Consider the following 20,888-nt stretch of genomic DNA (forward strand, 5'->3'; position numbering starts at 1 on the left):
GGCATGAGTATTGATCGTTTCATCAGCGATGCCTTCAGCCAGTGGCTGCAGGCGACATTCGACAGTCAGCGCGTGCGCTCCATCGAGCAGGCTGGCGCAGACCCGGGTGCCTGGCAGGAGGTCACCGACAGCGGTTTTGCCGATCTGTTGCTTGCCGAACAGCATGGGGGCGCCGGGGCGAACCTGGAAACGCTGGGTGAAGTGCTGCAGATTTGCGGTGCCTGCGCCTTGCCCCTGGCAGTAGCCACCACGATGTGGGTTTACGCGGCCTTGGCGGCAGAAGGGCATGACCGGCCGCGTGGCGCCATTGCGCTGGCGCGTGGGCAGCGGGTGGGTGAGCGCGTGGAGTGCCGCAATGTAGCCTTCGCTGCCACGGTGGAGCACGTCCTGGTGCTGCTGGACGATGGCGCCTGGCTGCTGCCAGTGGCCGATGCCGAGCCTGTTGCTGCATCGGGTGTTGCCGGGCTCAGCGCCGATCTGCAATGGACGACGTTGCCCGCCAGCGCCTGGAAACTTAATCAATGTCACGACTGGGAAGCCATCGGTGCCGCCATTTTTGCGGCACTGATCGCCGGCGCGGCGGGTCGGGTTCTCCAGCTGTCGTTGAGTTATGCCGCCGAACGCCACCAGTTCGGTAAACCCATCGCGCGCTTTCAAGCGGTGCAGCAACAACTGTCGGTGCTGGCAGAGGAGGTGTATGCGGTGCGGATGGCGGCTCAACTGGCACTGCGCGGCAGCGGGCTGGCAGTCGATCCGCGTCTGGCAGCGCTGGCCAAGGCCCGAGCCAGCCAGGCAGTGAGCAGCATCGGTGCCATCGGGCATATGGTGCACGGTGCGATCGGCATTACTGAAGAGTACGACCTGCAACTCTACACCCGCCGTCTGCATGAATGGCGGCTGCAGTTCGGCAGCGAACGGTATTGGCAGCAGCGCCTGGGACACGCTTTGCTCGACAGCCAGTTGCCAGTGCTCGATTTCATGCGCGGGCTCACCGGGTCAGGCTGACCAAGCCAGGCCCGTGCTTTTTGAAAGACGCCTGATAACAATCACAATTGAGGCTCATCACATGGCGAACGACGCATCCACAGTTGCAGGCACCCTCAGCGAGCCCGCAGCACCGCTGACCCTGGCAACGGCCTGGCGACCCATAGTCGCAGGCAGCATCGGCAATACCATCGAGTGGTTCGACTGGTCGATCTACACGGCTTTCGCGCTGTATTTCGGCCCGCAGTTCTTCCCCTCGGACAGCGAAACGGCTGCCTTGCTGGCGACATTCGGGGTGTTCGCAGTGGGTTTTGGTATGCGCCCGGTCGGCGGATTGCTGATCGGCCTGTTCAATGACCGGGTCGGACGTCGCGCTGCGCTGACCCTGACCATTTTGATGATGGCCCTGCCTTCGCTGGTCATCGGCCTGTTACCCACCTATGCCAGCATCGGCCTCGCCGCGCCGATTCTGATGGTGCTGGCGCGCATGGTCCAGGGCATATCGGTGGGGGGAGAGTACGGCGCGGCCGCCACCTTTCTCGCCGAGTCCGCGCCACGAACTCGGCGCGGGTTCTACTCCGGATTCATGTTCTTCAGCATCGCCCTGGGCTTGCTGTTCGCCTCCGCACTGGCCTGGACGCTCACATCAATGCTCAGTAAGGAGCAGATGGTCGATTATGGCTGGCGCATTCCGTTTCTGATCGGGTCCCTGGGCAGTTTCGTCGGGTTGTGGCTGCGTCGCTCGGTTGCCGAACCTGAAGCTTTCATCCAGCACCAACGCCAGGCAAGCCCGGTGCGTCACCCATTGCGCACCCTGTGGCGTGAGCACCCACAGGCGTTGCGTCGGGTGGTGGGCATCAGTTTGTTGGGCGCCTTCGCGTTCTATTTGTTCGTGAGCTACATCCCGGTTCACGCCATTCGCACTTCTGGCGCTACGGCCACCGTGGCCTATGCCGCCAGCACGCTCGCCCTGGCTATCTTCATGGTCTCGCAGCCGCTGTTCGGCATGCTTTCGGACCAATGGGGCCGGCGTCCGCAGCTGATTTTGTTCGCGCTGGGCTACCTGCTGCTGCTTTATCCGGTGGTGTCGATGATCGACGCCTCATTCACCACCATTCTTGCGGTGGAGTTGTTCGGGCTGCTGTTCTATGGGTTGTACTCATCGATCGCACCCGCGGTGAAGGCCGAGTTGTTCAGTACCGACGTCCGGGCGCTGGGCATTGGCTTGCCCTACAACCTGGTCGTCGCCATTTTCGGCGGCACCACCCCTTACCTCATGACCTGGCTGCAGAGCCTAGGGCACGGGGACTGGTTCCTGTTCTATGTATCGGGCGCGGCGCTGATCAGCCTTATTGCGTTTTTGCGCATGCCTGAGACCAAAGGGCAGCGCCTGAGCTGAATCCTGAAAGGAAAATCCGATGAACGATTGCGCAACTTTTGCACCGGGAGCCCTTGAGGGCATTCGTGTGCTGGATCTGTCCCGCGTGCTGGCCGGTCCCTGGTCCACTCAGATCCTCGGCGATCTGGGCGCCGAAGTGATCAAGGTCGAAAACCCGGCCCGGCCGGACGACACTCGCGGTTGGGGGCCGCCCTTTCTGCAAGACGGTGAGCAGCCATGGGACGCGGCCTATTACTTCTGCACCAACCGCAACAAGGAGGCCATCGCGGTCGACTTCGCGCAGCCGGAAGGCGCGGACATCATCCGCCGCTTGGCTGCCAGGGCCGATATCGTGGTCGAAAATTTCAAGGTAGGCACCCTGGCTCGCTACGGGCTCGATTACGCCAGCCTCAAAGCCATCAATCCACGGTTGATCTACTGCTCCATCACCGGCTTTGGCCAGAGCGGCCCCTATGCGGCGCGCGGTGGCTACGATTTTCTCGTGCAGGGCATGAGCGGCCTGATGAGCGTCATCGGGCGCCAGGACGACGAGCCCGGCGCCGGGCCGCTCAAGGTGGGAATACCCGCCAGTGACCTGTTCTGCGGCTTGTACGCCACGATCTCGATATTGGCTGCGCTGAACCATCGCACGCGCACGGGAGAGGGGCAGGCCATCGACTGTGCGCTGCTCGATTGTCAGGTTTCCTTGCTGGCCAACCAAGGCATGAACTACCTGATCGGCGGCCAGGTGCCCGGTCGGCTGGGCAACGCTCACCCGAATGTGGTGCCTTACCGGGATTTCGCCGCCGCTGACGACTACATCCTCGTAGCCTGTGGCGGCGATGGGCAGTTCCAGGCCCTGTGTCGACTGCTCGAGCGCACGGACTTGGCCGAAGACCCCCGTTATCGCAATAACGCCGGACGCAGCCAGCATCGCAAGGAGCTGGAGTTGCAGTTGGCCCATAGCATCGCGAAATGGCCTGCAGCGCAGTTATTGGCGCGCATGGCTGAGAGCGGGGTGCCGGGCGGGCCGATCAACAACGTTGCGCAAGCATTGGCCGACCCTCATGTACAGGCGCGGGACATGCTACACACGATGCAGCGTGATGATGGTACGCAAGTGACGGTGATCGGTTTTCCGGCAAAACTGTCCGCTACGCCGGCCAGCTACCGTCGTGCGCCGCCAGGGTTTGCCAACGACACGGCGCAGGTGCTGCAGCGCACGTTGGAGGTCGACGACCAAACCCTTTCGCTGTTATCGCAAAAGGGCGTGGTGGGGTGTTGAAAAAAGGGGCGACCGTGGCGTTGGGGTGACCGCCCTGGGGCAGGGCGGCGCTTGTCCCTGTTAGTCGTTGATCCGCGGATGCTGCTGTACCAAGTCCTTGCGCTTGGCCTCCAGCTCGGCAATCTCGGCGTCGATGTCTTCAATCTTCTGCTCGATGTTGTCGTGGTGTTCCTTCAACAACTCTTTGGCCTCTTGCATGTCCGAGGCAGCCGGTGCCGCGCCGCGCAGGGGTTTGTTGGCGGTTTCCTTCATGGTCACGCCGGTGACCAGGCCAATCACCGCCACCACCATCAGGTAATAGGCGGGCATGTAAAGATTGTCCGTGGTCTCCACCAACCAGGCCGCCAGGGTCGGGGTCACGCCGGCGATCAATACCGAAACGTTAAACGCACTGGCCAGTGCGCTGTAACGGATATGGGTAGGGAACATCGCTGGCAGGGTCGAGGCCATGACGCCGATGAAGAAATTCAGCACCACCGCCAGGAGCAGCAAGCCGGCGAAGATCAGCCCTACCTTGCCGCTGATAATCAGCGTAAACGCCGGAATGGCAAGGATGAACAAGGCGATACTGCCCACGATGATGAATGGCTTGCGGCCAATCTTGTCGCTGATGAAACCGATCAGTGGCTGGACGAACAACATGCCGACCATGATCGCAATGATGATCAGCACCCCGCGGTTTTCGCTGTAATGCAGATTGTGCGACAGGTAGCTGGGCATGTACGTGAGCAGCATGTAATACGTCACGTTGGTCGCGACCACGATGCCGATGCAGGTGAGCAGGCTGCGCCAGTGTTTGGTCGCCACTTCCTTGAACGACACCTTCGGGCCGGCGGACAGGCCTTCGCGATCGCCCTGTTCGAGTTTCTCCACGTGCTGCTGGAACGCTGGCGTTTCTTCGAGGGCATTACGCAGGTACAAGCCGAGCATGCCCAGGGGCAGGGCGAGGAAGAACGGCAGGCGCCAGCCCCACGCTTGAAATTGCTCCTCGCCGATGACTGCGGAGAGCAACACCACCACGCCCGCGCCGAGGACGAAGCCTGCAATCGAGCCGAAATCCAGCCAACTGCCGAGGAAGCCGCGTTTGCGATCCGGCGCGTACTCGGCGACGAAGATCGAGGCGCCGGTGTACTCGCCACCGACGGAAAAGCCCTGGGCCATCTTCGCTAACAGCAGCAGGATCGGTGCCCAGATGCCGATCGAGGCGTAGGAGGGAATCAGCCCGATGGCGGTGGTGCTCAGGGACATGATCACGATGGTCGCGGCGAGGACCTTCTGCCGCCCGTATTTATCGCCCAATGCCCCGAAGAACAGCCCGCCCAACGGGCGAATCAGGAACGGTACCGAGAAGGTCGCCAGTGCTGCGACCATCTGTACGCTAGGGTCTGCGCCGGGGAAGAACACCTTGCCCAGTACATAGGCAACGAAGCCGTACACGCCAAAGTCGAACCACTCCATGGCATTGCCCAATGCCGCGGCAGTAATCGCTTTGCGCATCTTGGCGTCGTCGACGATGGTGATGTCGTTCAGGCCAATCGGTTTGACTTTCTTCTTGCCTAATTTCATACGCCTCACTCTTTTGCTGAATCGGTATTGCTGCACATCGCCTAACCTCGTCCGCGCTCGACCTGGTGGCAGCGCAGTGAGGTTTATGACCCCGTCATTGCCATCGTTTTGGTGGCACGGCATTTCCGGATCAGATACGGCAAGCCACCAAATAATTCAGCGCAAGTCGATTTTTTTCATAAGGGGCAGTCGTCGTTTGCTGCCCGCGGCCAGGCTGCGGCTCGGGTCACCCGGAAAACCAATCTGCCGCCGAGCGGTTGCCGTTGTGAGCCGCATGTAGTGTAGTGACGGCCCCATGTCGTCGCGGCCGGCCCGCGCGGCATACACCTGATCGCTATGTGGAAGCTGCGGATGGCAGAGTCGAGTACCAAAATCATCACCACTGAAGGCTTTGAGGCGCTGAAGAAAGAATTGGACTATCTGTGGCGCGAGCATCGGCCGGACATTACGCAAAAGGTTGCCTGGGCGGCATCGCTCGGCGATCGCAGTGAAAATGCGGACTATCAGTACAACAAGAAGCTGCTGCGCGAGATCGATCGGCGGGTCCGCTACCTGCGCAAGCGCCTGGAAGACATGCGTGTGGTGGCTTACTCGCCCGAGCAGGAAGGTCGCGTGTTCTTTGGCGCCTGGGTGGAAATCGAGGACGAAGAGGGTCAGTGCAAGCGGTTTCGCATTGTTGGTTATGACGAAATCTACGGGCGCATGGACTACATCTCCATCGACTCGCCTATGGCCCGTGCGTTGCTGAAAAAGGAAGTCGGCGATGAGCTGACGGTGCGAATCCCCGCCGGGGAGAAGCTGTGGTGGGTGACGAAGATCGAATACCAGGTCAGCGAGCCGTGATGAGCCCGGGCCGGCGGGATAGATGCCGGCCCGGACGAGGGGCTGCTAGCCTTCGCGCAGCACCGTGAGCGGGCTGGCATTCAGCGCCCGGCGTGTGCCGAATACCCCGGCGCCACCGACCAGCAGCGCGCCGATCAGCGGCAGCGCCAGCAGCCACGGATGCGGCGACCATTGCAGGCTGAACGCGTAGCGGTACAGCGCAAAGCTCACCAACTCGCAACCCAGTGCTGCCAGCACGCCACTGACCGCGCCCAGCAAGCCGAACTCGATGCGCCGTGCCTTGACCAGCAGTGCGCGGTTGGCACCCAGGGCCCTGAGCAACGCGCCCTGCCGGATACGCTCGTCCAACGTCGCTTGAAGGCCCGAGAACAGTACCGCAAGCCCGGCCGCCAGCACGAACAGCAACACGTACTGCACCGCCAGCGTGACCTGATCGAGGATGCTGCGCAGTTGCTCCAGCAGCGCCTCGACCTGCAGGATCGTCACCGCCGGGAAAGCACGGGACATCTCGACGATCTGCTGATCATGACCGGGTGCAAGGTAAAAGCTGGTCAGGTAAGTGATCGGTACGTCTTTTAATGTGCCTGGTTGGAAGATCACGAAGAAGTTGGGCTGGAAGGTATCCCAGTTGATGTCGCGCAGGCTGGTGACCTTGACCTCATAAGTCGCGCCACCGATCACGAAGCTCAGCGTATCGCCCAGTTTCATGTTCAGGCTCCTGGCCAGCCTGGCTTCGACCGAGACGCCGGGAATGCTGTCGGCAGCAGGCAGTTGATCATTCCACCACTGGCCTTCGGTGATGCTATTACCTTCTGGCAGATGGGCCGACCAGGTCAGGTTGAGGTCACGCTGGGTAGCGTTTTCGCCCCGCGAATCCTTGGTCACGAACTTGCTCACTGGCTCGCCGTTGATGCTCATCAGGCGTCCGGGAATCATCGGGTACAGCGGCGCGCTGTGCGTCGACAGCTGACTGATGCGTTCGGCGAAATGGTCGCGTTCGGTGGGCAGGATATTCAGCGCGAAGTAATTGGGCGCCTCCTTGGGCAGCTGATTCTGCCAGGTGTCGAGCAGTTCCCCGCGCAACAGCGCGATCAACCCCATGGAGAGCAGGATCAGGCCGAACGCCAAGGATTGTCCGGCCGCTGCCATGGGGTGGCGCAGCAGTTGGCCCAACCCCAGACGCCAGGGTAAAGATGCGTTGGCCAGCAAGCGTCGCAGGCTTTGCAGCGTCAGTAGCAGCACGCCACCGAGGACAATCGCCGCCATCAGCCCGCCGCCAAGCAGGGCGAACGTTAGCACCAGATCCAGGCTCAGGCGCCACATGATCAGCCCCAGCGCCAACAACGCAGCACCGTAGACCAGCCAGGTGCTGGCGGGAGTCGGCAGCATGTCGCGGCGCAATACGCGCAACGGCGGCACCCGACCCAGGGCTGCCAGCGGAGGCAGGGCGAAACCGCCCAGGGCCACCAGCCCCGTGCCGATTCCCGCAAGCGCGGGCAGCCAGTCTCCCGGCGGTACTGCGGCCGGCAAAAGATCTTCGAGCAGGTAAAACAAACCCAGTTGAGCGAACCAGCCGAGCAGGGCGCCGGCGACGCTGGCGGCAATGCCGAGCATCGCCAGTTGCAGGCTGAACAGCACCAGCGCTTCGTTACGCGACAGGCCAAGGCAGCGCAGCAGCGCGCTGGCGTCGAAGCGCCGCACGGCGAAACGCGCCGCCGACAACGCCACGGCGACCCCGGCCACCAGCACGGCCACCAGGCTCGCCATGTTCAGATAACGTTCGGCCTTGCCCAACGCGCCGCCAATCTGCTGATTGCCGTCGCGGGCATCGTCGATTTTCTGGTTCGGTGCCAGTCCCGGCTCGACCGCCTTGCGATAAGCCGCCAGCGCCTGCGGCGTACCGCGCCACAACTCACGAAAGTTGACCCGGCTGCCCGGTTGCACGACCTTGGTCGCTGCAAGATCGGCCATGTTGATCATGACCCGAGGCGTCAAGCTGTAGAAATTGCCGGCGCGATCAGGCTCGTACGTCAGGACGCGGGTCAGCTTCAAGGTCGTGGAGCCGACGTCGATGCTGTCGCCGACTTTCAGGTTCAACGCCACCAGAATCCGCGCTTCGGCCCAGGCTTCACCGGCCTTCGGCTCGCCACCGCTGACTTCGGGCTGATAGGGCGCTTCGGCACTTTTCAGCTCGCCTCGCAGGGGATAGGCGCCGTCCACAGCCTTCACACTGGCGAGTTGAATGCCGTTGTCGGTAGCGACCACGCTGGAAAAAATGACGATTTGCGAGTGATCGAGCTTGAGTGCCGTACCGGCGTCGATCTGCTCGGGTCTGGCAGGGTCAGAGCCGCTGAGTATCAGGTCGGCGCCGAGAAACTCCGTGGCGCGTAACAGCATCGCGTTGTTCAGCCGCGCGCCGAAATAACCGATGGCGGTACTGGCGGCAACCGCCACCACCAGCGCAAAAAACAGCACGCGCAGCTCTCCGGCGCGGGCATCGCGCATCAGCTGGCGGCCGGCGAGGCTCAGTAGACGGGCAAAAGGCAAACGTGCCATCAAGGCTCCATGGGGGCGACCAGTCGGCCACCTTCAAGACGGATCAGTCGCCTGCAGCGATGAGCCAGGCGTTCATCATGGGTGACCAGCACCAGCGTGGTGTTGCGTTCCTGGTTCAGCGCGAACAGCAGGTCGCTGATGCGCTCACCGGTCTGGCTGTCGAGGTTGCCGGTGGGCTCGTCGGCAAACAGCACGTCGGGATCGGCGGCAAAGGCGCGGGCGATGGCCACGCGTTGCTGTTCACCGCCGGATAATTGTTTGGGGGAGTGGGTCAAGCGCTGACCGAGGCCCACGCGCTCCAGCAGATGACGGGCCTGCTCGCGAGCGTCCTTGCGACCTTCCAGTTCCATGGGCAGCATGACGTTTTCCAGCGCATTCAAGCTGTCGAGTAACTGAAACGACTGGAATACGAAACCCACGTGCTCGGCACGAACCCGTGCCCGCTGGTCTTCATCCAGCTCACTGAGGTTGCGCCCCGACAAGGTGACTGATCCTGCGCTTGGCAGATCCAGTCCGGCGAGCAGCCCCAGCAGGGTGGACTTGCCGGAACCGGAGGCGCCAACGATGGCCAGTGTGTCGCCCTTGTTTAGTTCCAGGGAGAGTTCGTGCAGGATGGTCAAGTCACCTTCGGTGCTTGGGACCACTTTGCTGAGGTTCTGCGCACTGAGAATACTTTCGCTCATGGAGAATCCGATGCGTGCGTGGTTTTTAAGTGCTGGCCTGGGGTTGCTGCTGTTGTCTCAAGGAGCCATGGCAGGCACGGTTCTGATCGTTGGGGATAGTATCAGCGCGGCTTTCGGCCTGGATACACGTTTGGGCTGGGTGAGTCTTCTCGAGAAGCGCCTGGCAGAGCAGGGCTACGAGGACACAGTGGTCAATGCATCGATCAGCGGCGACACCAGTGCCGGTGGCCAGGCGCGGCTGCCAGCGCTGCTGGCGGAGCATAAACCGGATCTGGTGATCCTTGAGCTGGGCGGCAACGACGGCCTGAGAGGGCAGCCTCCGGCGCAACTGCAACAAAATCTTGCATCAATGATCGACAGTTCCCGCGCGGCAGGGGCCAAGGTGTTGCTGCTGGGGATGCAGATACCGCCCAACTATGGCGCGCGCTATACGACCGCGTTCAAAGAGGTCTACAGCAATCTGGCCAGCGAGAAGAAGGTTGCGCTCGTGCCGTTCATGCTTGAAGGGGTCGGTGGGGTGCCTGAATACACTCAGGCTGATGGGCTGCACCCGGCAGCCAATGCTCAGGGGCGACTGCTCGAAAACGTCTGGCCGCAGTTGAAAGCGCTTCTCTAGGTGAGATGGTTGCGGGGATCCGGGAGTAGATCGGTAGTCTCGGGTGGGTCTGGCTGGCTTTGTCTAATGGCGGCAAGCAATGTTCGGCTGGCTTCAACGTTGATCCTCAGGCATGCCTCGATCCAGGGTGGGAGACTTCGGAGGCAGTGATCTCAACAAATTGCACATTGGACGACGTCCGTCCACGCCGCGCAAAAAACGGATACGCACCACCTCCAATCCCATCCTGGCAACCTGCTCCACGCTGCAAAATTAAAGCCCTCCAGCCCTTTTCCCAACGAAGCCTTTCGGCTAATGTGGCGCCCCCTATCCGGAGCCCCCCGATGCGTCGCCCTGCCTGGTCCCTGTTTGCCTATCAACTGATCGAGCCCGACGAGCAACTCGACCTCTTCGCGTGCCAGGAAGTTCGTGTGCATCTTGTCGCCCGGCAACTGGAACTGGCCGGTTCAGCCGACCGCACCCTCTGCGGTACGTTGCTGCCCGCCCAGCCGCGCTGGTCCGATGTCGAGCAGGCGATCTACCAGGATGAGCGGTTGTGTCCGCTGTGCCGGGCGATCATCGATGCCCAGCGAAGGGGTTGGCACCCCATCTGGCCGGAACTCGATCAGACCCTGTAAGCCCCGCACCGGGTAAGCCATCGCGCCTACTCCCGGAGGCCTCGGGGTGCGTGTACAATCGCGCTCACTCAAGCCCTCCGTTGACCCAAGGATTCCCCGGATGTTGTCGCGCATTCCAGCTTTCGCCCGCTGTCTGTCGCTCGCTGCACTGTGTGCGGCCGGCCCTGCCTTTGCTCTGGAGTTTCCATTGCCACCGCCGGGCGAAGACATCATCGGTCAGGTGCAGACCGTTACGGCCAAATACGAAGATACGTTCGCTGACCTGGGCACCCAGTACGATCTGGGCTATCTGGAAATGATCGCCGCCAACCCCGGCGTTGATGCCTGGCTGCCGGGCGCTGGCACCCAGGTGATCCTGCCGACCCGTTTCATCCTGCCGCCGGGCCCGCGTGAGGGCATCGTCATCAACCTGGCCGAGTACCGCCTTTATTACTACCCGAAGGGCGAGAACGTGGTGTACACCTTCCCGCTAGGTATCGGTCGGGAAGGCTGGGGCTCGCCGGTGTCCACGACTAAGGTGACCGCCAAGACCCCGAACCCGACCTGGACCCCGCCTGCGTCGGTCAAGGCCGAGCACGCGGCCGATGGTGACATCCTCCCCGACGTCGTGCCTGCCGGCCCGGACAATCCGTTGGGGCCGTTCAAATTCGGCCTGGGCTTGCCTGGCTACCTGATTCACGGTTCGAACAAGAAATTCGGCATCGGCATGCGCACCAGCCACGGCTGCTTCCGCATGTACAACAACAATGTGCTGGAAATGGCTGACATGGTGCCGGTCGGCACCACCGTGCGCATCATGAACGAGCCCTACAAGTTCGGCATCAGCGGCGGCAAGGTCTATCTGGAAGCGCACACGCCGCTGGATGAAAGCGGCAATCCATCGGTGGTCGACAAACACACCGCGGTAATCAATGCGCTGCTCAAGCGTGAAGATCTGGCAGGCAGCCTGCGAATCAATTGGGATGAAGTGCGTGACGTAGTCGCCGCCGAAGATGGCATGCCGGTTGAGATCGCGGTGCCAGGCGTCCAGGCGCCACCTGTGGACAATGCGCCGGTGACCCTGCAGTAAGTCTCGTCCGGCGCTGGCACCCGTTCACGGGCCTCTTGAGCGAGAGGTCGGTGAACGGGTTTTTTATTGCCTGTCGATCGGTCGCGGACATGGTCAACGCGAAACGGGCAACAAAAAAGCCGATCCGAAACCGGACCGGCTTATCAATAATCCCGAGGGATTATTACTTGCGGCTTGCCTTGTCGAGCATGCGCAGAGCGCGCTCGTTGGCTTCGTCAGCAGTTTGCTGAGCTTTCTGAGCAGCAGCCAGCGCTTCATCTGCCTTGCGATAGGCTTCATCGGCACGAGCTTGCGAACGAGCGGCTGCGTCTTCAGTTGCAGTCAGACGAGCTTCAGTTTCTTTGGATGCGCTGCTGCAACCGGTAGCCAGAACTGCGGCCAGGGCCAGAGCAGAGAATTTCAGAACGTTGTTCATCGTGTTCCCCTTAAAGGACTTCTATCGAATGAGTCATCTCTCGAAAATGAGAAAATGACCGGCGTACATACTACCCATTGTTTGTAGTAAGTAAACGGACTAAGCGCAAGAACCGCACAAAATTCTTTGCTTTGAAAGCCTTCCGTGCCACTCCTCACGTATTTTCTGGAAAAACGTGCCGCTGTCAGGCGAGTCCCCCTGCCAGTGCATCCAGATGCCAACGGCGCTTTGGGCGCATCTACGAGTTCGTCGGGCGGATCGGCAGCATGCCTGCAGGCTCTTGAGTCTGTTCGGATTAGCCGCGTTACAGCCTTTTTTGTATAGACATTGATCGACGATGACGCTTGTTCTGTGCTGCCCGGGGTGACTTATAGGGAAGTGACCCCGGGCAAGCCGTGTACGTCACAATGGACATTAAACGGCGGCAGCAGGTTCAACAGCAAAGCGCGCAGTTGTGAGGCAGCGCATATTCGTAGGCATTTGTTGAGCCCGTTCGCCAATGACGCCTACTATGAGGTGGCTCGGTTGCCTGGGGAGCCAAGCCCCTTGGTAGCCAAATCAGGCACAGGATGGCGTTGCAGGCAGTGCCAACACGTCGCGAGCGAAGGCGAGGTCGCACAAAAGCCGATGCATTGAGGGAGTTCAGGGGTGTTTTATGAACCTTTTTTGCCGGTTTTCAACGCCCCGTTGCCAAGCGCTGTCGTTTTCACGTTGCCCGATGGTTCCTTCGCCGGACAAACATCGGTAAGGTAGGGGTCAAATTCCAAGACCCGCGAGGAGTAGTGATGAGCGAGGCGTTGTACATCCACCATGACGAGACCGGTCACCAGTTCGAGGTCAATATCGACGGTCACCGTGCTTACCTGACGTACATGGATCTGGGAAAGCAGACTCTGGATATCTATCGTACGTTCGTTCCCAATGCACTCCGAGGCCGGGGCATCGCCGCGGCATTGACCGAAGTGGCGCTGGATTATGCCGAGAGCAATGGCTATACCGTCATTCCATCGTGCTCCTACGTCGAGCGCTACATGGAACGCAATCAGCGCCAGGCGGCCAAGATCTGATCAGCCGATCAGTGGGCCTTGCAGGTGCAATCTTCACCATCAAAAACGCCGAGCGATTGCTCGGCGTTTTCGTTTCCGGGCCCCGATCAGCCGCGCTTGCGCTGTGGCAGCACGTTTTTGAGCTTGGCATGCATGCTGCGCAAGGTCTTTTCAGTGGCTTCCCAATCGATGCAGGCGTCGGTGATCGACACGCCATATTGCAAGTCCGCGAGGTCCTTGGGAATTGACTGTGCGCCCCATTTGAGATGGCTTTCGACCATCAGGCCGATGATCGATTCGTTGCCTTCCAGAATCTGGTTAGCGACGTTTTCCATGACCAGCGGTTGCAATGCCGGATCCTTGTTGGAGTTGGCGTGACTGGCGTCGACCATGATGTTCGGCTTGATCTTGGCTTTGTTCAGCGCCTGCTCGCACAGGGCGACACTCACCGAGTCGTAGTTCGGCTTGCCGTTGCCACCGCGCAGCACCACGTGTCCGTAGGCGTTGCCCTTGGTGGTGACGATGGATACGCCACCTTCCTGGTTGATGCCCAGGAACCGGTGCGGGCTGGAGACCGACTGCAGCGCGTTGATCGCGACTGTCAGGCCACCGTCGGTGCCGTTCTTGAAGCCAACCGCCGAGGACAGGCCCGAAGCCATTTCACGGTGCGTCTGGGATTCGGTGGTGCGTGCGCCAATGGCCGACCAACTGATCAGATCCTGCAAGTACTGCGGGGAGATCGGGTCCAGCGCTTCGGTAGCGGTTGGCAAGCCTTTCTCGGCCAGGTCCAGCAGCAACTGGCGACCGATGTGCAGGCCGTCCTGGATCTTGAAGGAGTCGTCCAGATACGGGTCGTTGATCAGGCCTTTCCAGCCGACGGTCGTGCGCGGTTTTTCAAAATACACGCGCATGACCAGGTACAGGGTGTCGGACAGCTCGGCAGCCAGCGCCTTGAGGCGATCGGCGTATTCGTGGGCGGCCTTGATATCGTGGATCGAGCACGGCCCGATCACGATGAACAGGCGGTGGTCCTTGCCATCGAGAATATTGCGGATAACTTCGCGGCCCTTGCTCACTGTCGCCTGGGCGGCAGCAGTGAGGGGAATTTCGCGCTTGAGCTGATCCGGAGTGATCAGTGTCTCGTTGGAAGCAACGTTGAGGTCGTCAATCGGTAAATCAGCCATCGTGTTACTCATCAGGTCACGGGTGCAGGCCGCCAACGGCGGCCCAGCAAGGTTGAGCGCAGCGGGGAGCGGAACCTTAGCGCGTTAACCCTTATCTCGACAATGGGTAAACGCGGCTTTCGACCAACAAGCGCGGCATTGACGGCGGATTTTTCCTTCCAGGCAATCAGCCAGCAGGTGCGAAGCTTGCGAACGGCCGCGCGGGTGGGGATATAGTGTGCCGGGGACCTTGGAGAGATTGGCGTGGATCAACTGCAACTGACGGATTTCGACCTCGATCGGCAACTGCTGAACCTGCCCGGCATTTCGCTGCTGATATTCACCAGTGTCGGTTGTTCCAGCTGTCGCTGGGCGCGGCAGCAGTTGCCTGTACTGGCGTTACCGGTGCAGCGGCTGTGTTGGGTCGACGCCGAGGAGAATGGCGGGGCAGTGCAGCGTTACGGCGTTTTCCACCTGCCCACACTGTTCGTGGTACGCGATGGCCAGTTTCATGGGGCATTGCGCTGTAAGCTGTCGGCCGATGCCATGACCCAAGCGCTGGATCAGGCGCTGGCCCTCGCGCCCGACGACTTGCCTTGAACCTAAACGCCTGCACGCGCAGCGATCAATGGGGGAGAGCATGAGCCAAAACACGGCCAAACCTCGCATCGGCATGATCGGTACTGGCGTCATTGGCGGCTCCTGCACGCGCAGCAGGTGTTCGAGGCTGTCGCACAGGTGCCTGATTGTCGTCCAGGCAGGCATCACAACCTTATCGAGAAACGCCCGCTGGTGCTGCAGGCCCTCGCCGCGATTCCTTTGGCAGCCACCCTCGCGGCGCGTTGCAGCGGGCCTGAAACCAGCCGCTGTATCACGCGCTGGCGTTCACCGATCGCAATCGTCATCCGGGAGATTAATCAATGACCCATGAACTGAGCGCCAACACGCCGGGCAGCAAACTGGTACTGGCCATTTCCTCGCGGGCGCTGTTCGATTTGCGAGAAAGCCACGCGATCTACATGAGTGACGGGGTAGCAGCCTACCGCCAATATCAGATCGACCACGAAGATGAAGTGCTGGAGCCGGGCGACGCCTTCTTGCTGGTGGAAAAGCTGTTAAGCCTCAATGCCAGCCTGAGCCAGTCGCGGGTGGAGGTGGTACTGGTGTCACGCAACAGTGCCGACACCGGCTTGCGGGTCTTCAATTCCATCCAGCATTACGGTCTGGACATTTCCCGGGCAGCATTCGTCGGCGGCCGCAGTCCGTTTCCCTACCTGGCAGCCTTCGGCAGTCATCTGTTCCTTTCCACCCATGCCGAAGATGTGCGCAGTGCGCTGGACGCAGGCTTCGCGGCGGCGACCATCCTTTCCGGCGGCGCCCGGCGTGCGGCCAGCGCTGAACTGCGTATCGCTTTCGACGGCGACGCGGTGTTGTTTTCCGATGAGTCGGAGCGGGTTTATCAGTCCGGCGGTCTGCAGGCCTTTCAGGCCAATGAGCGTGAAGCCGCGCGCCTGCCGCTGCCGGGTGGGCCATTCAAACCCTTTCTTGCTGCGCTGAACCTTCTGCAGCGTGAGTTTCCCGAAGAGGCGTGTCCAATTCGCACCGCTCTGGTGACGGCCCGCTCGGCGCCGGCCCATGAGCGGGTAATCCGCACCCTGCGTGAATGGGATATCCGACTGGATGAATCGCTGTTTCTCGGCGGTCTGGAAAAATCGGCGTTCCTGGAGGCATTCGCTGCAGACGTTTTCTTCGATGATCAGCCCGGCCATTGCGAGAAAGCCCGCGAGGTGGTGGCCACTGGGCACGTGCCCCATGGCATCAGTAATGAGCTAAAACCGTGAACCTTTAGACCTCAACGCTGTATCGGCCCGGCCAATTCGCTCGCGCGCTGCTACGCTCAGTAGTGTCTGCGCCTGTCATGCTCGCTGGGAGGTCACATGATTCGCTCGATGCTGTATGCCTCCGACCTCGGTCTGCAGGCGCCCTATGTCCTGCAGCATGCGTTGGCGCTGGCCCGTACGTTCAAGGCCGAGCTGCATGTGATTCATGTTGTCCAACCGATGGGGCTGTTCGCCGAAACGGTCCTGCAAAGCTATCTTGCCGAGGATGTGCTCAGAGAGTTGCACAGCGATGGCATCAACACGGTCATCGAAGGCATCGAGTTTCGGGTACTGGCCGGTTTTCGCGACGAATTGGGGGAAGATAATCAAGACTTGCAGTTGATCCGCAGTGTGCGCGTAGTGCAGGGCGATCCTTCCCGCGTGATTCTTGAGCAGGCGCAGCGTCTCGGAGTCGATTTGCTGGTGGTGGGCAGTCACAGTCACGCGGCGCAGGGAAACACACCGATCGGTCGCACGGCGGCGCGTGTTCTGCAGCTTTCCGAGGTGCCGGTGTACATGGTGCCGATGCTGCAAAGCCATTCCCAGGCTTAAGCGGGAAGATGAAATCTACGCGGGGGTGAAAAAGCAGCGTGCCATTCGCCGATAAAAGTGATAAAAAGTTCTAGCTTTGCCTTCCAGACCATTAATCCAGTTATATACCGATGCTGATGCCCGTGGCGTCTACCGGCTTTGAGGGATATCTATGAAGCTTCAACAACTGCGCTACATCTGGGAAGTGGCGCACCACGACCTCAACGTCTCGGCGACGGCGCAGAGCCTTTACACCTCGCAGCCGGGTATCAGCAAACAGATCCGACTGCTTGAAGACGAGCTGGGGGTCGAGGTCTTCGCCCGCAGCGGCAAGCACCTGACCCGTGTCACGCCGGCCGGTGAGCGAATCATCACTACGGCGGGCGAGATCCTGCGCAAGGTCGAAAGCATCAAGCAGATCGCTCAGGAGTTCTCCAACGAGAAGAAAGGCACCCTGTCGATTGCTACCACCCACACCCAGGCTCGTTATGCGCTGCCGCCGGTGATCAGCAATTTCATCAAGCAATACCCCGACGTAGCACTGCACATGCACCAGGGCTCGCCGATGCAGATCGCTGAAATGGCCGCTGACGGTACCGTCGATTTTGCCATCGCCACCGAAGCGCTGGAGCTGTTCGGTGATCTTGTGATGATGCCGTGCTACACCTGGAACCGTTGTGTGGTCGTACCCCAGGGACACCCGCTGACCAAGGTTCCGAAACTGACCCTGGAAGTCCTCGCTGAATACCCCATCGTCACCTATGTGTTCGGTTTCACCGGTCGGTCCAAGCTCGACGAAGCCTTTAGTCATCGTGGCCTGACGCCCAAAGTTGTGTTCACCGCGGCCGATGCCGACGTGATCAAGACCTATGTGCGCCTGGGCCTGGGTGTCGGTATCGTCGCCAAAATGGCTGTAGACCCTAAACTCGACAGTGATCTGGTGGTGCTCGATGCCAGCGAACTGTTCGAAGCCAGCATTACCAAGATCGGCTTCCGCCGCGGGACCTTCCTGCGTGGCTTCATGTGCGACTTCATCGAGAAGTTCGCCCCGCACCTGACCCGCGACGTCATGGCCAAAGCCATCCAGTGTCACAACAAGCAGGAACTGGAAGAGCTGTTCGAAGGCGTTGTGCTGCCCGAGCATTAACAGCCGCCCCGAGCTGCAAGCGACGAGCAGCAAGAAAAAGCAGCCTGCGCATTGACTGCCGTTTCTCGTAGCTTAAGGCTTGCAGCTTGACGCTGGTCTCAAGCTTTGCTGATCAAATTCCCCGCATGCAGCCCGCATTCCTTCTGCGTGGCTTCTTCCCACCACCAACGACCCTCACGTTCATGCTGGTTGGGCAGCACCGGGCGGGTGCATGGCTCGCAGCCGATGCTGATGAAGCCGCGCTCGTGCAGGGGGTTGTAGGGCAGCTCCAGCATGCGAATGTAGTTCCACACGTCGGCGCTGCTCATCTGCGCCAATGGGTTGAACTTGTACAGGGTGCGCTCCGGCGTGGAGAAGGCGCTGTCAATCTCGACGACCGCCACGTTATTACGCGTGCTCGGGCTCTGGTCCCGGCGTTGGCCTGTCGCCCAGGCCCTCACATCGCTGAGCCTGCGCCGCAGCGGCTCGATCTTGCGCACCCCGCAGCATTCGCCGTGACCGTCCCTGTAGAAACTGAACAAGCCTTTTTCCTTGACCATAGGCTCCAGTTTTTCCCGGTCGGGGGAGACGACATCAATGCCAATGTTGTACTGCTCGCGGACCTGATCGATGAACCGGTAGGTTTCCGGATGCAGGCGCCCGGTATCCAGACTGAACACCTTGACGCCCTTGTTGATCTTCCATGCCATGTCCACCAACACGATGTCCTCAGCGCCACTGAAGGAAAGCCATAGCTCGTCGCCGAAATGCTGAAAGGCGAATTTGAGGATGTCCTGGGCGGACTTGTTGGCGAAGGTCGCGGCAATCTCGGCGACGTCGAAGGGATGGCTCATCAGGCGGCTTCCTAATCTATGTGGCGCTGGGCGCTCGTAATGGCGCAGATGGTATCAAAAACCTTCGTCGATTTGCCTGAATCCTGAGTTTGCACGGCCGGGGGCCGATCGTTAGAGTGTTGCTTCTTTAACATCGGTTGCGCATTACACAAGGAGTGAACTGTGGAAATTGCCTGTCTTGACCTGGAAGGTGTGTTGGTCCCGGAAATCTGGATCGCGTTCGCCGAGAAAACCGGTATTGAATCCCTGCGCGCAACGACGCGCGATATTGCTGACTACGATGTACTGATGAAGCAGCGCTTGCGCATTCTCGATGATCATGGGCTGAAGCTGTCGGATATTCAGGAGGTGATTGGCGCGCTCACGCCATTGGAAGGTGCTGTGGAATTCGTCGACTGGCTGCGCGAACGGTTTCAAGTGGTCATTCTCTCTGACACCTTCTACGAGTTCTCTCAGCCGCTGATGCGCCAGCTGGGGTTTCCGACGTTGCTTTGCCATCGTCTCATCACGGATGAAAGTGGGCGGGTGCGGGATTATCAGCTGCGTCAGAAAGATCCGAAGCGCCAATCAGTGCTGGCTTTCAAGAGTCTTTACTACCGGGTTATTGCCGCGGGCGACTCGTATAACGACACCAGCATGCTCGGCGAGGCGGACGCAGGGATTCTGTTCCATGCACCGGATAACGTCATCCGTGAGTTCCCGCAGTTTCCGGCAGTGCAGACCTTTGCAGACCTGAAGCTGGCGTTCATCAAGGCGTCGAACCGGGTATTGAGGTTATGAATGCCGCAGGTCTGCAGGGTGGCGCTGTGTCAGCTTAGCCGTGTGCCAGAGGGCAAGGATCACAAGCCCTCCAGCGTTTGCAGCAGCACCTGCACCTTGGTGATGGATTCCTGATACTCCGCCTGCCAATCTGAATCGGCGACGATACCGCCGCCGCCCCAGCAAGCGATCTGGCCGTTCTGCGCCAGCAGACTGCGGATGGCGATTGAGCTGTCCATTTCGCCGCGCACATCCAGATACAGCAATGACCCGCAATACAGCGCACGGCGGGTAGGCTCCAGTTCGTCGATGATCTGCATTGAGCGGATTTTCGGCGCGCCGGTAATCGAACCGCCGGGGAAACTGCCGCCGATAAGGTCCAGCGCATCCTTGTCGGCTGCGAGTTCACCGGTGATTGCGCTGACCAGATGATGAACGTTCGGATAGCTTTCGAGGTTGAACAGCTCCGGGACCTTCACTGAGCCGGTGCGACAGGTGCGGCCCAGGTCGTTGCGCAACAGATCGACGATCATCAGGTTTTCTGCACGATCTTTCGAGCTCGCCAACAGCTCTCTGGCGAGTGCCGCATCTTCGGCCTCATCGTTGCTGCGTGGCCGAGTGCCCTTGATCGGGCGGGTTTCGACCTGCCTCTGGCTGACTTTGATGAAGCGTTCGGGTGACAGGCTCAAGACCGCATCGTCATGCGCAAGGCTCAGGTAGCCAGCGAATGGGGTGGGGCACATCAGGCGCAATGCTTGATAGGCCGTCCATGGGTCGCCGCGATAACTGGCCCGAAAGCGTTGGGCGAAGTTCACCTGATAGCAATCGCCTGCCTGAATGTAGGCGTGGATCTGTTCGATAGCACGCCGGTATTGCTCGGCGCTTGTGTCAGACGCAAAGGGGGCGGTGAGCTTGAAAGTTGCTTGTGTTGAAGGCTGCGGTCGCTCGAACAGGCTGATCAACCGATCGCGCTCGTGATGGACAAGCTCGGGATGGAACACCAGTTCAGTGGTGCGCCGCTGGTGATCGCTGATCAGCGCCCAGGCATACAGCCCCAATTGCGCCAAGGGCAAGTGCAGGTCGTCGACGGCCAGGGTCGGCAGAGGTTCAAGCAGGCGGCCGAAGTCGTACGCCAGATAACCCAGTATTCCACCGGCGAAAGGCAGCGGGCTGCTCTCAGGCAGATCCGCATGGCCCAGAACCGCCAATCTTTCGCGCAGATGCTGCAGGAACATTGCGCCGGTTTGCTGCGTGCCGGGGATGAAGGTTTCAAGTGGCCAGGCGCTAAGAATGTCGAAACGCCCACGGTCTGCCTGAGGGCGACCGCTGTCGAGTAGAACGGCGCCCGGCGCGTGACGAACACGAGCAAAGTACCCGGTCGGGTCAGCGTGATAGGCGAGCGAGTGTACGGAACAGATTGGCATGCGATGGAAATCGGTCAGGGTGCGCGGAGGGCGATTGTAGTCTTCCGGAGATGCTGCTCCTAGGGGCAGTGTAGGAAATGGACGCTGTATGCC

General features: G+C 60.6%; 20 protein-coding genes. 13 read left to right on the forward strand and 7 right to left on the reverse strand.

Annotated elements, in window-relative coordinates; translation table 11 throughout:
* The first annotated feature begins 3 nt into the window (after window positions 1-3).
* From B3I26_RS09485 to B3I26_RS09495, 3 genes are all read left to right on the forward strand, one after another.
* Window positions 4-1,005: an acyl-CoA dehydrogenase family protein gene (locus tag B3I26_RS09485; RefSeq protein ID WP_296257329.1), complete on the forward strand. Its 1,002-nt coding sequence runs from the start codon at window positions 4-6 to the stop codon at window positions 1,003-1,005.
* Between the two features lie 61 nt (window positions 1,006-1,066).
* Window positions 1,067-2,383, forward strand: a complete 1,317-nt coding sequence (locus B3I26_RS09490) for an MFS transporter (protein ID WP_296257331.1) — start codon at window positions 1,067-1,069, stop codon at window positions 2,381-2,383.
* A 19-nt stretch (window positions 2,384-2,402) separates the two neighbouring features.
* Window positions 2,403-3,647 (forward strand): CaiB/BaiF CoA transferase family protein, encoded by a 1,245-nt coding sequence (locus tag B3I26_RS09495; protein ID WP_296257333.1) that lies wholly within the window; start codon window positions 2,403-2,405, stop codon window positions 3,645-3,647.
* Between the two features lie 60 nt (window positions 3,648-3,707).
* Here B3I26_RS09495 and proP read toward each other — a convergent pair whose 3' ends face one another.
* Window positions 3,708-5,213, reverse strand: coding sequence for a glycine betaine/L-proline transporter ProP (gene proP / locus B3I26_RS09500; protein ID WP_296257335.1), 1,506 nt, complete (start codon window positions 5,211-5,213; stop codon window positions 3,708-3,710).
* Window positions 5,214-5,564: 351 nt separating this feature from the next.
* On the opposite strand from proP, the gene greB reads away from it, so the two are divergent.
* Window positions 5,565-6,056: a transcription elongation factor GreB gene (greB, locus tag B3I26_RS09505; protein ID WP_296257337.1), complete on the forward strand. Its 492-nt coding sequence runs from the start codon at window positions 5,565-5,567 to the stop codon at window positions 6,054-6,056.
* 45 nt (window positions 6,057-6,101) lie between these two features.
* Here the strand turns inward: greB and B3I26_RS09510 are convergent, their stop codons facing one another.
* A complete protein-coding gene (locus B3I26_RS09510) occupies window positions 6,102-8,612 on the reverse strand; it encodes an ABC transporter permease (protein WP_296257338.1) in 2,511 nt (836 codons plus the stop codon).
* Window positions 8,612-9,295 carry an ABC transporter ATP-binding protein gene (locus B3I26_RS09515; protein ID WP_296257340.1) on the reverse strand — a complete coding sequence of 228 codons (684 nt, stop codon included), beginning with the start codon at window positions 9,293-9,295 and terminating at the stop codon, window positions 8,612-8,614. The genes B3I26_RS09510 and B3I26_RS09515 overlap by 1 nt, the downstream gene beginning before the upstream one ends.
* Window positions 9,296-9,305: 10 nt before the next feature.
* Here B3I26_RS09515 and B3I26_RS09520 point away from each other — a divergent pair, with 10 nt between their 5' ends.
* The 3 genes from B3I26_RS09520 to B3I26_RS09530 all read left to right on the forward strand — a co-directional run bounded on the left by B3I26_RS09520 (window position 9,306) and on the right by B3I26_RS09530 (window position 11,597).
* Window positions 9,306-9,911 (forward strand): arylesterase, encoded by a 606-nt coding sequence (locus tag B3I26_RS09520; protein ID WP_296257341.1) that lies wholly within the window; start codon window positions 9,306-9,308, stop codon window positions 9,909-9,911.
* A 323-nt stretch (window positions 9,912-10,234) separates the two neighbouring features.
* Window positions 10,235-10,528, forward strand: coding sequence for a hypothetical protein (locus tag B3I26_RS09525; RefSeq protein ID WP_296257344.1), 294 nt, complete (start codon window positions 10,235-10,237; stop codon window positions 10,526-10,528).
* Window positions 10,529-10,628: 100 nt separating this feature from the next.
* Entirely contained in the window at window positions 10,629-11,597 is a 969-nt protein-coding gene (locus B3I26_RS09530) for a L,D-transpeptidase family protein (protein ID WP_296257345.1), read from the forward strand.
* Between the two features lie 163 nt (window positions 11,598-11,760).
* On the opposite strand, the gene oprI is transcribed toward B3I26_RS09530, so the two are convergent.
* Window positions 11,761-12,012, reverse strand: a complete 252-nt coding sequence (oprI, locus tag B3I26_RS09535; RefSeq protein WP_003199355.1) for an outer membrane lipoprotei OprI — start codon at window positions 12,010-12,012, stop codon at window positions 11,761-11,763.
* Window positions 12,013-12,797: 785 nt separating this feature from the next.
* Between oprI and B3I26_RS09540 the strand changes: the two genes are divergently transcribed.
* Window positions 12,798-13,079 carry a GNAT family N-acetyltransferase gene (locus B3I26_RS09540; RefSeq protein ID WP_296257346.1) on the forward strand — a complete coding sequence of 94 codons (282 nt, stop codon included), beginning with the start codon at window positions 12,798-12,800 and terminating at the stop codon, window positions 13,077-13,079.
* 86 nt (window positions 13,080-13,165) lie between these two features.
* On the opposite strand, the gene B3I26_RS09545 is transcribed toward B3I26_RS09540, so the two are convergent.
* Window positions 13,166-14,242, reverse strand: a complete 1,077-nt coding sequence (locus tag B3I26_RS09545) for a 3-deoxy-7-phosphoheptulonate synthase (protein WP_296257348.1) — start codon at window positions 14,240-14,242, stop codon at window positions 13,166-13,168.
* 243 nt (window positions 14,243-14,485) lie between these two features.
* Between B3I26_RS09545 and B3I26_RS09550 the strand changes: the two genes are divergently transcribed.
* The 4 genes from B3I26_RS09550 (at window position 14,486) to cysB (ending at window position 17,779) form a co-directional block, all read left to right on the forward strand.
* The gene (locus B3I26_RS09550) at window positions 14,486-14,821 is read left to right on the forward strand and encodes a thioredoxin family protein (RefSeq protein ID WP_296257351.1); all 336 of its coding nucleotides are present in this window, start codon (window positions 14,486-14,488) and stop codon (window positions 14,819-14,821) included.
* 320 nt (window positions 14,822-15,141) lie between these two features.
* Window positions 15,142-16,062 (forward strand): 5'-nucleotidase, encoded by a 921-nt coding sequence (locus B3I26_RS09555; protein ID WP_296257353.1) that lies wholly within the window; start codon window positions 15,142-15,144, stop codon window positions 16,060-16,062.
* 96 nt (window positions 16,063-16,158) lie between these two features.
* A complete protein-coding gene (locus B3I26_RS09560; protein WP_296257355.1) occupies window positions 16,159-16,653 on the forward strand; it encodes a universal stress protein in 495 nt (164 codons plus the stop codon).
* A 151-nt stretch (window positions 16,654-16,804) separates the two neighbouring features.
* Window positions 16,805-17,779 carry an HTH-type transcriptional regulator CysB gene (gene cysB, locus B3I26_RS09565; protein WP_296257357.1) on the forward strand — a complete coding sequence of 325 codons (975 nt, stop codon included), beginning with the start codon at window positions 16,805-16,807 and terminating at the stop codon, window positions 17,777-17,779.
* 98 nt (window positions 17,780-17,877) lie between these two features.
* Here cysB and B3I26_RS09570 read toward each other — a convergent pair whose 3' ends face one another.
* On the reverse strand, window positions 17,878-18,612 hold the full coding sequence (locus tag B3I26_RS09570) for a phosphoadenylyl-sulfate reductase (RefSeq protein WP_296257358.1): 735 nt from the start codon (window positions 18,610-18,612) through the stop codon (window positions 17,878-17,880).
* A 162-nt stretch (window positions 18,613-18,774) separates the two neighbouring features.
* Here B3I26_RS09570 and thrH point away from each other — a divergent pair, with 162 nt between their 5' ends.
* Window positions 18,775-19,392, forward strand: coding sequence for a bifunctional phosphoserine phosphatase/homoserine phosphotransferase ThrH (thrH, locus tag B3I26_RS09575; protein WP_296257360.1), 618 nt, complete (start codon window positions 18,775-18,777; stop codon window positions 19,390-19,392).
* A 59-nt stretch (window positions 19,393-19,451) separates the two neighbouring features.
* Here the strand turns inward: thrH and pabB are convergent, their stop codons facing one another.
* The gene (gene pabB, locus B3I26_RS09580) at window positions 19,452-20,795 is read right to left on the reverse strand and encodes an aminodeoxychorismate synthase component I (RefSeq protein WP_296257361.1); all 1,344 of its coding nucleotides are present in this window, start codon (window positions 20,793-20,795) and stop codon (window positions 19,452-19,454) included.
* Window positions 20,796-20,888 lie beyond the last annotated feature (93 nt).

The organism is Pseudomonas sp. UBA5706 (assembly GCF_002419965.1).
In the GTDB taxonomy this organism is placed as follows: Bacteria; Pseudomonadota; Gammaproteobacteria; order Pseudomonadales; family Pseudomonadaceae; genus Aquipseudomonas.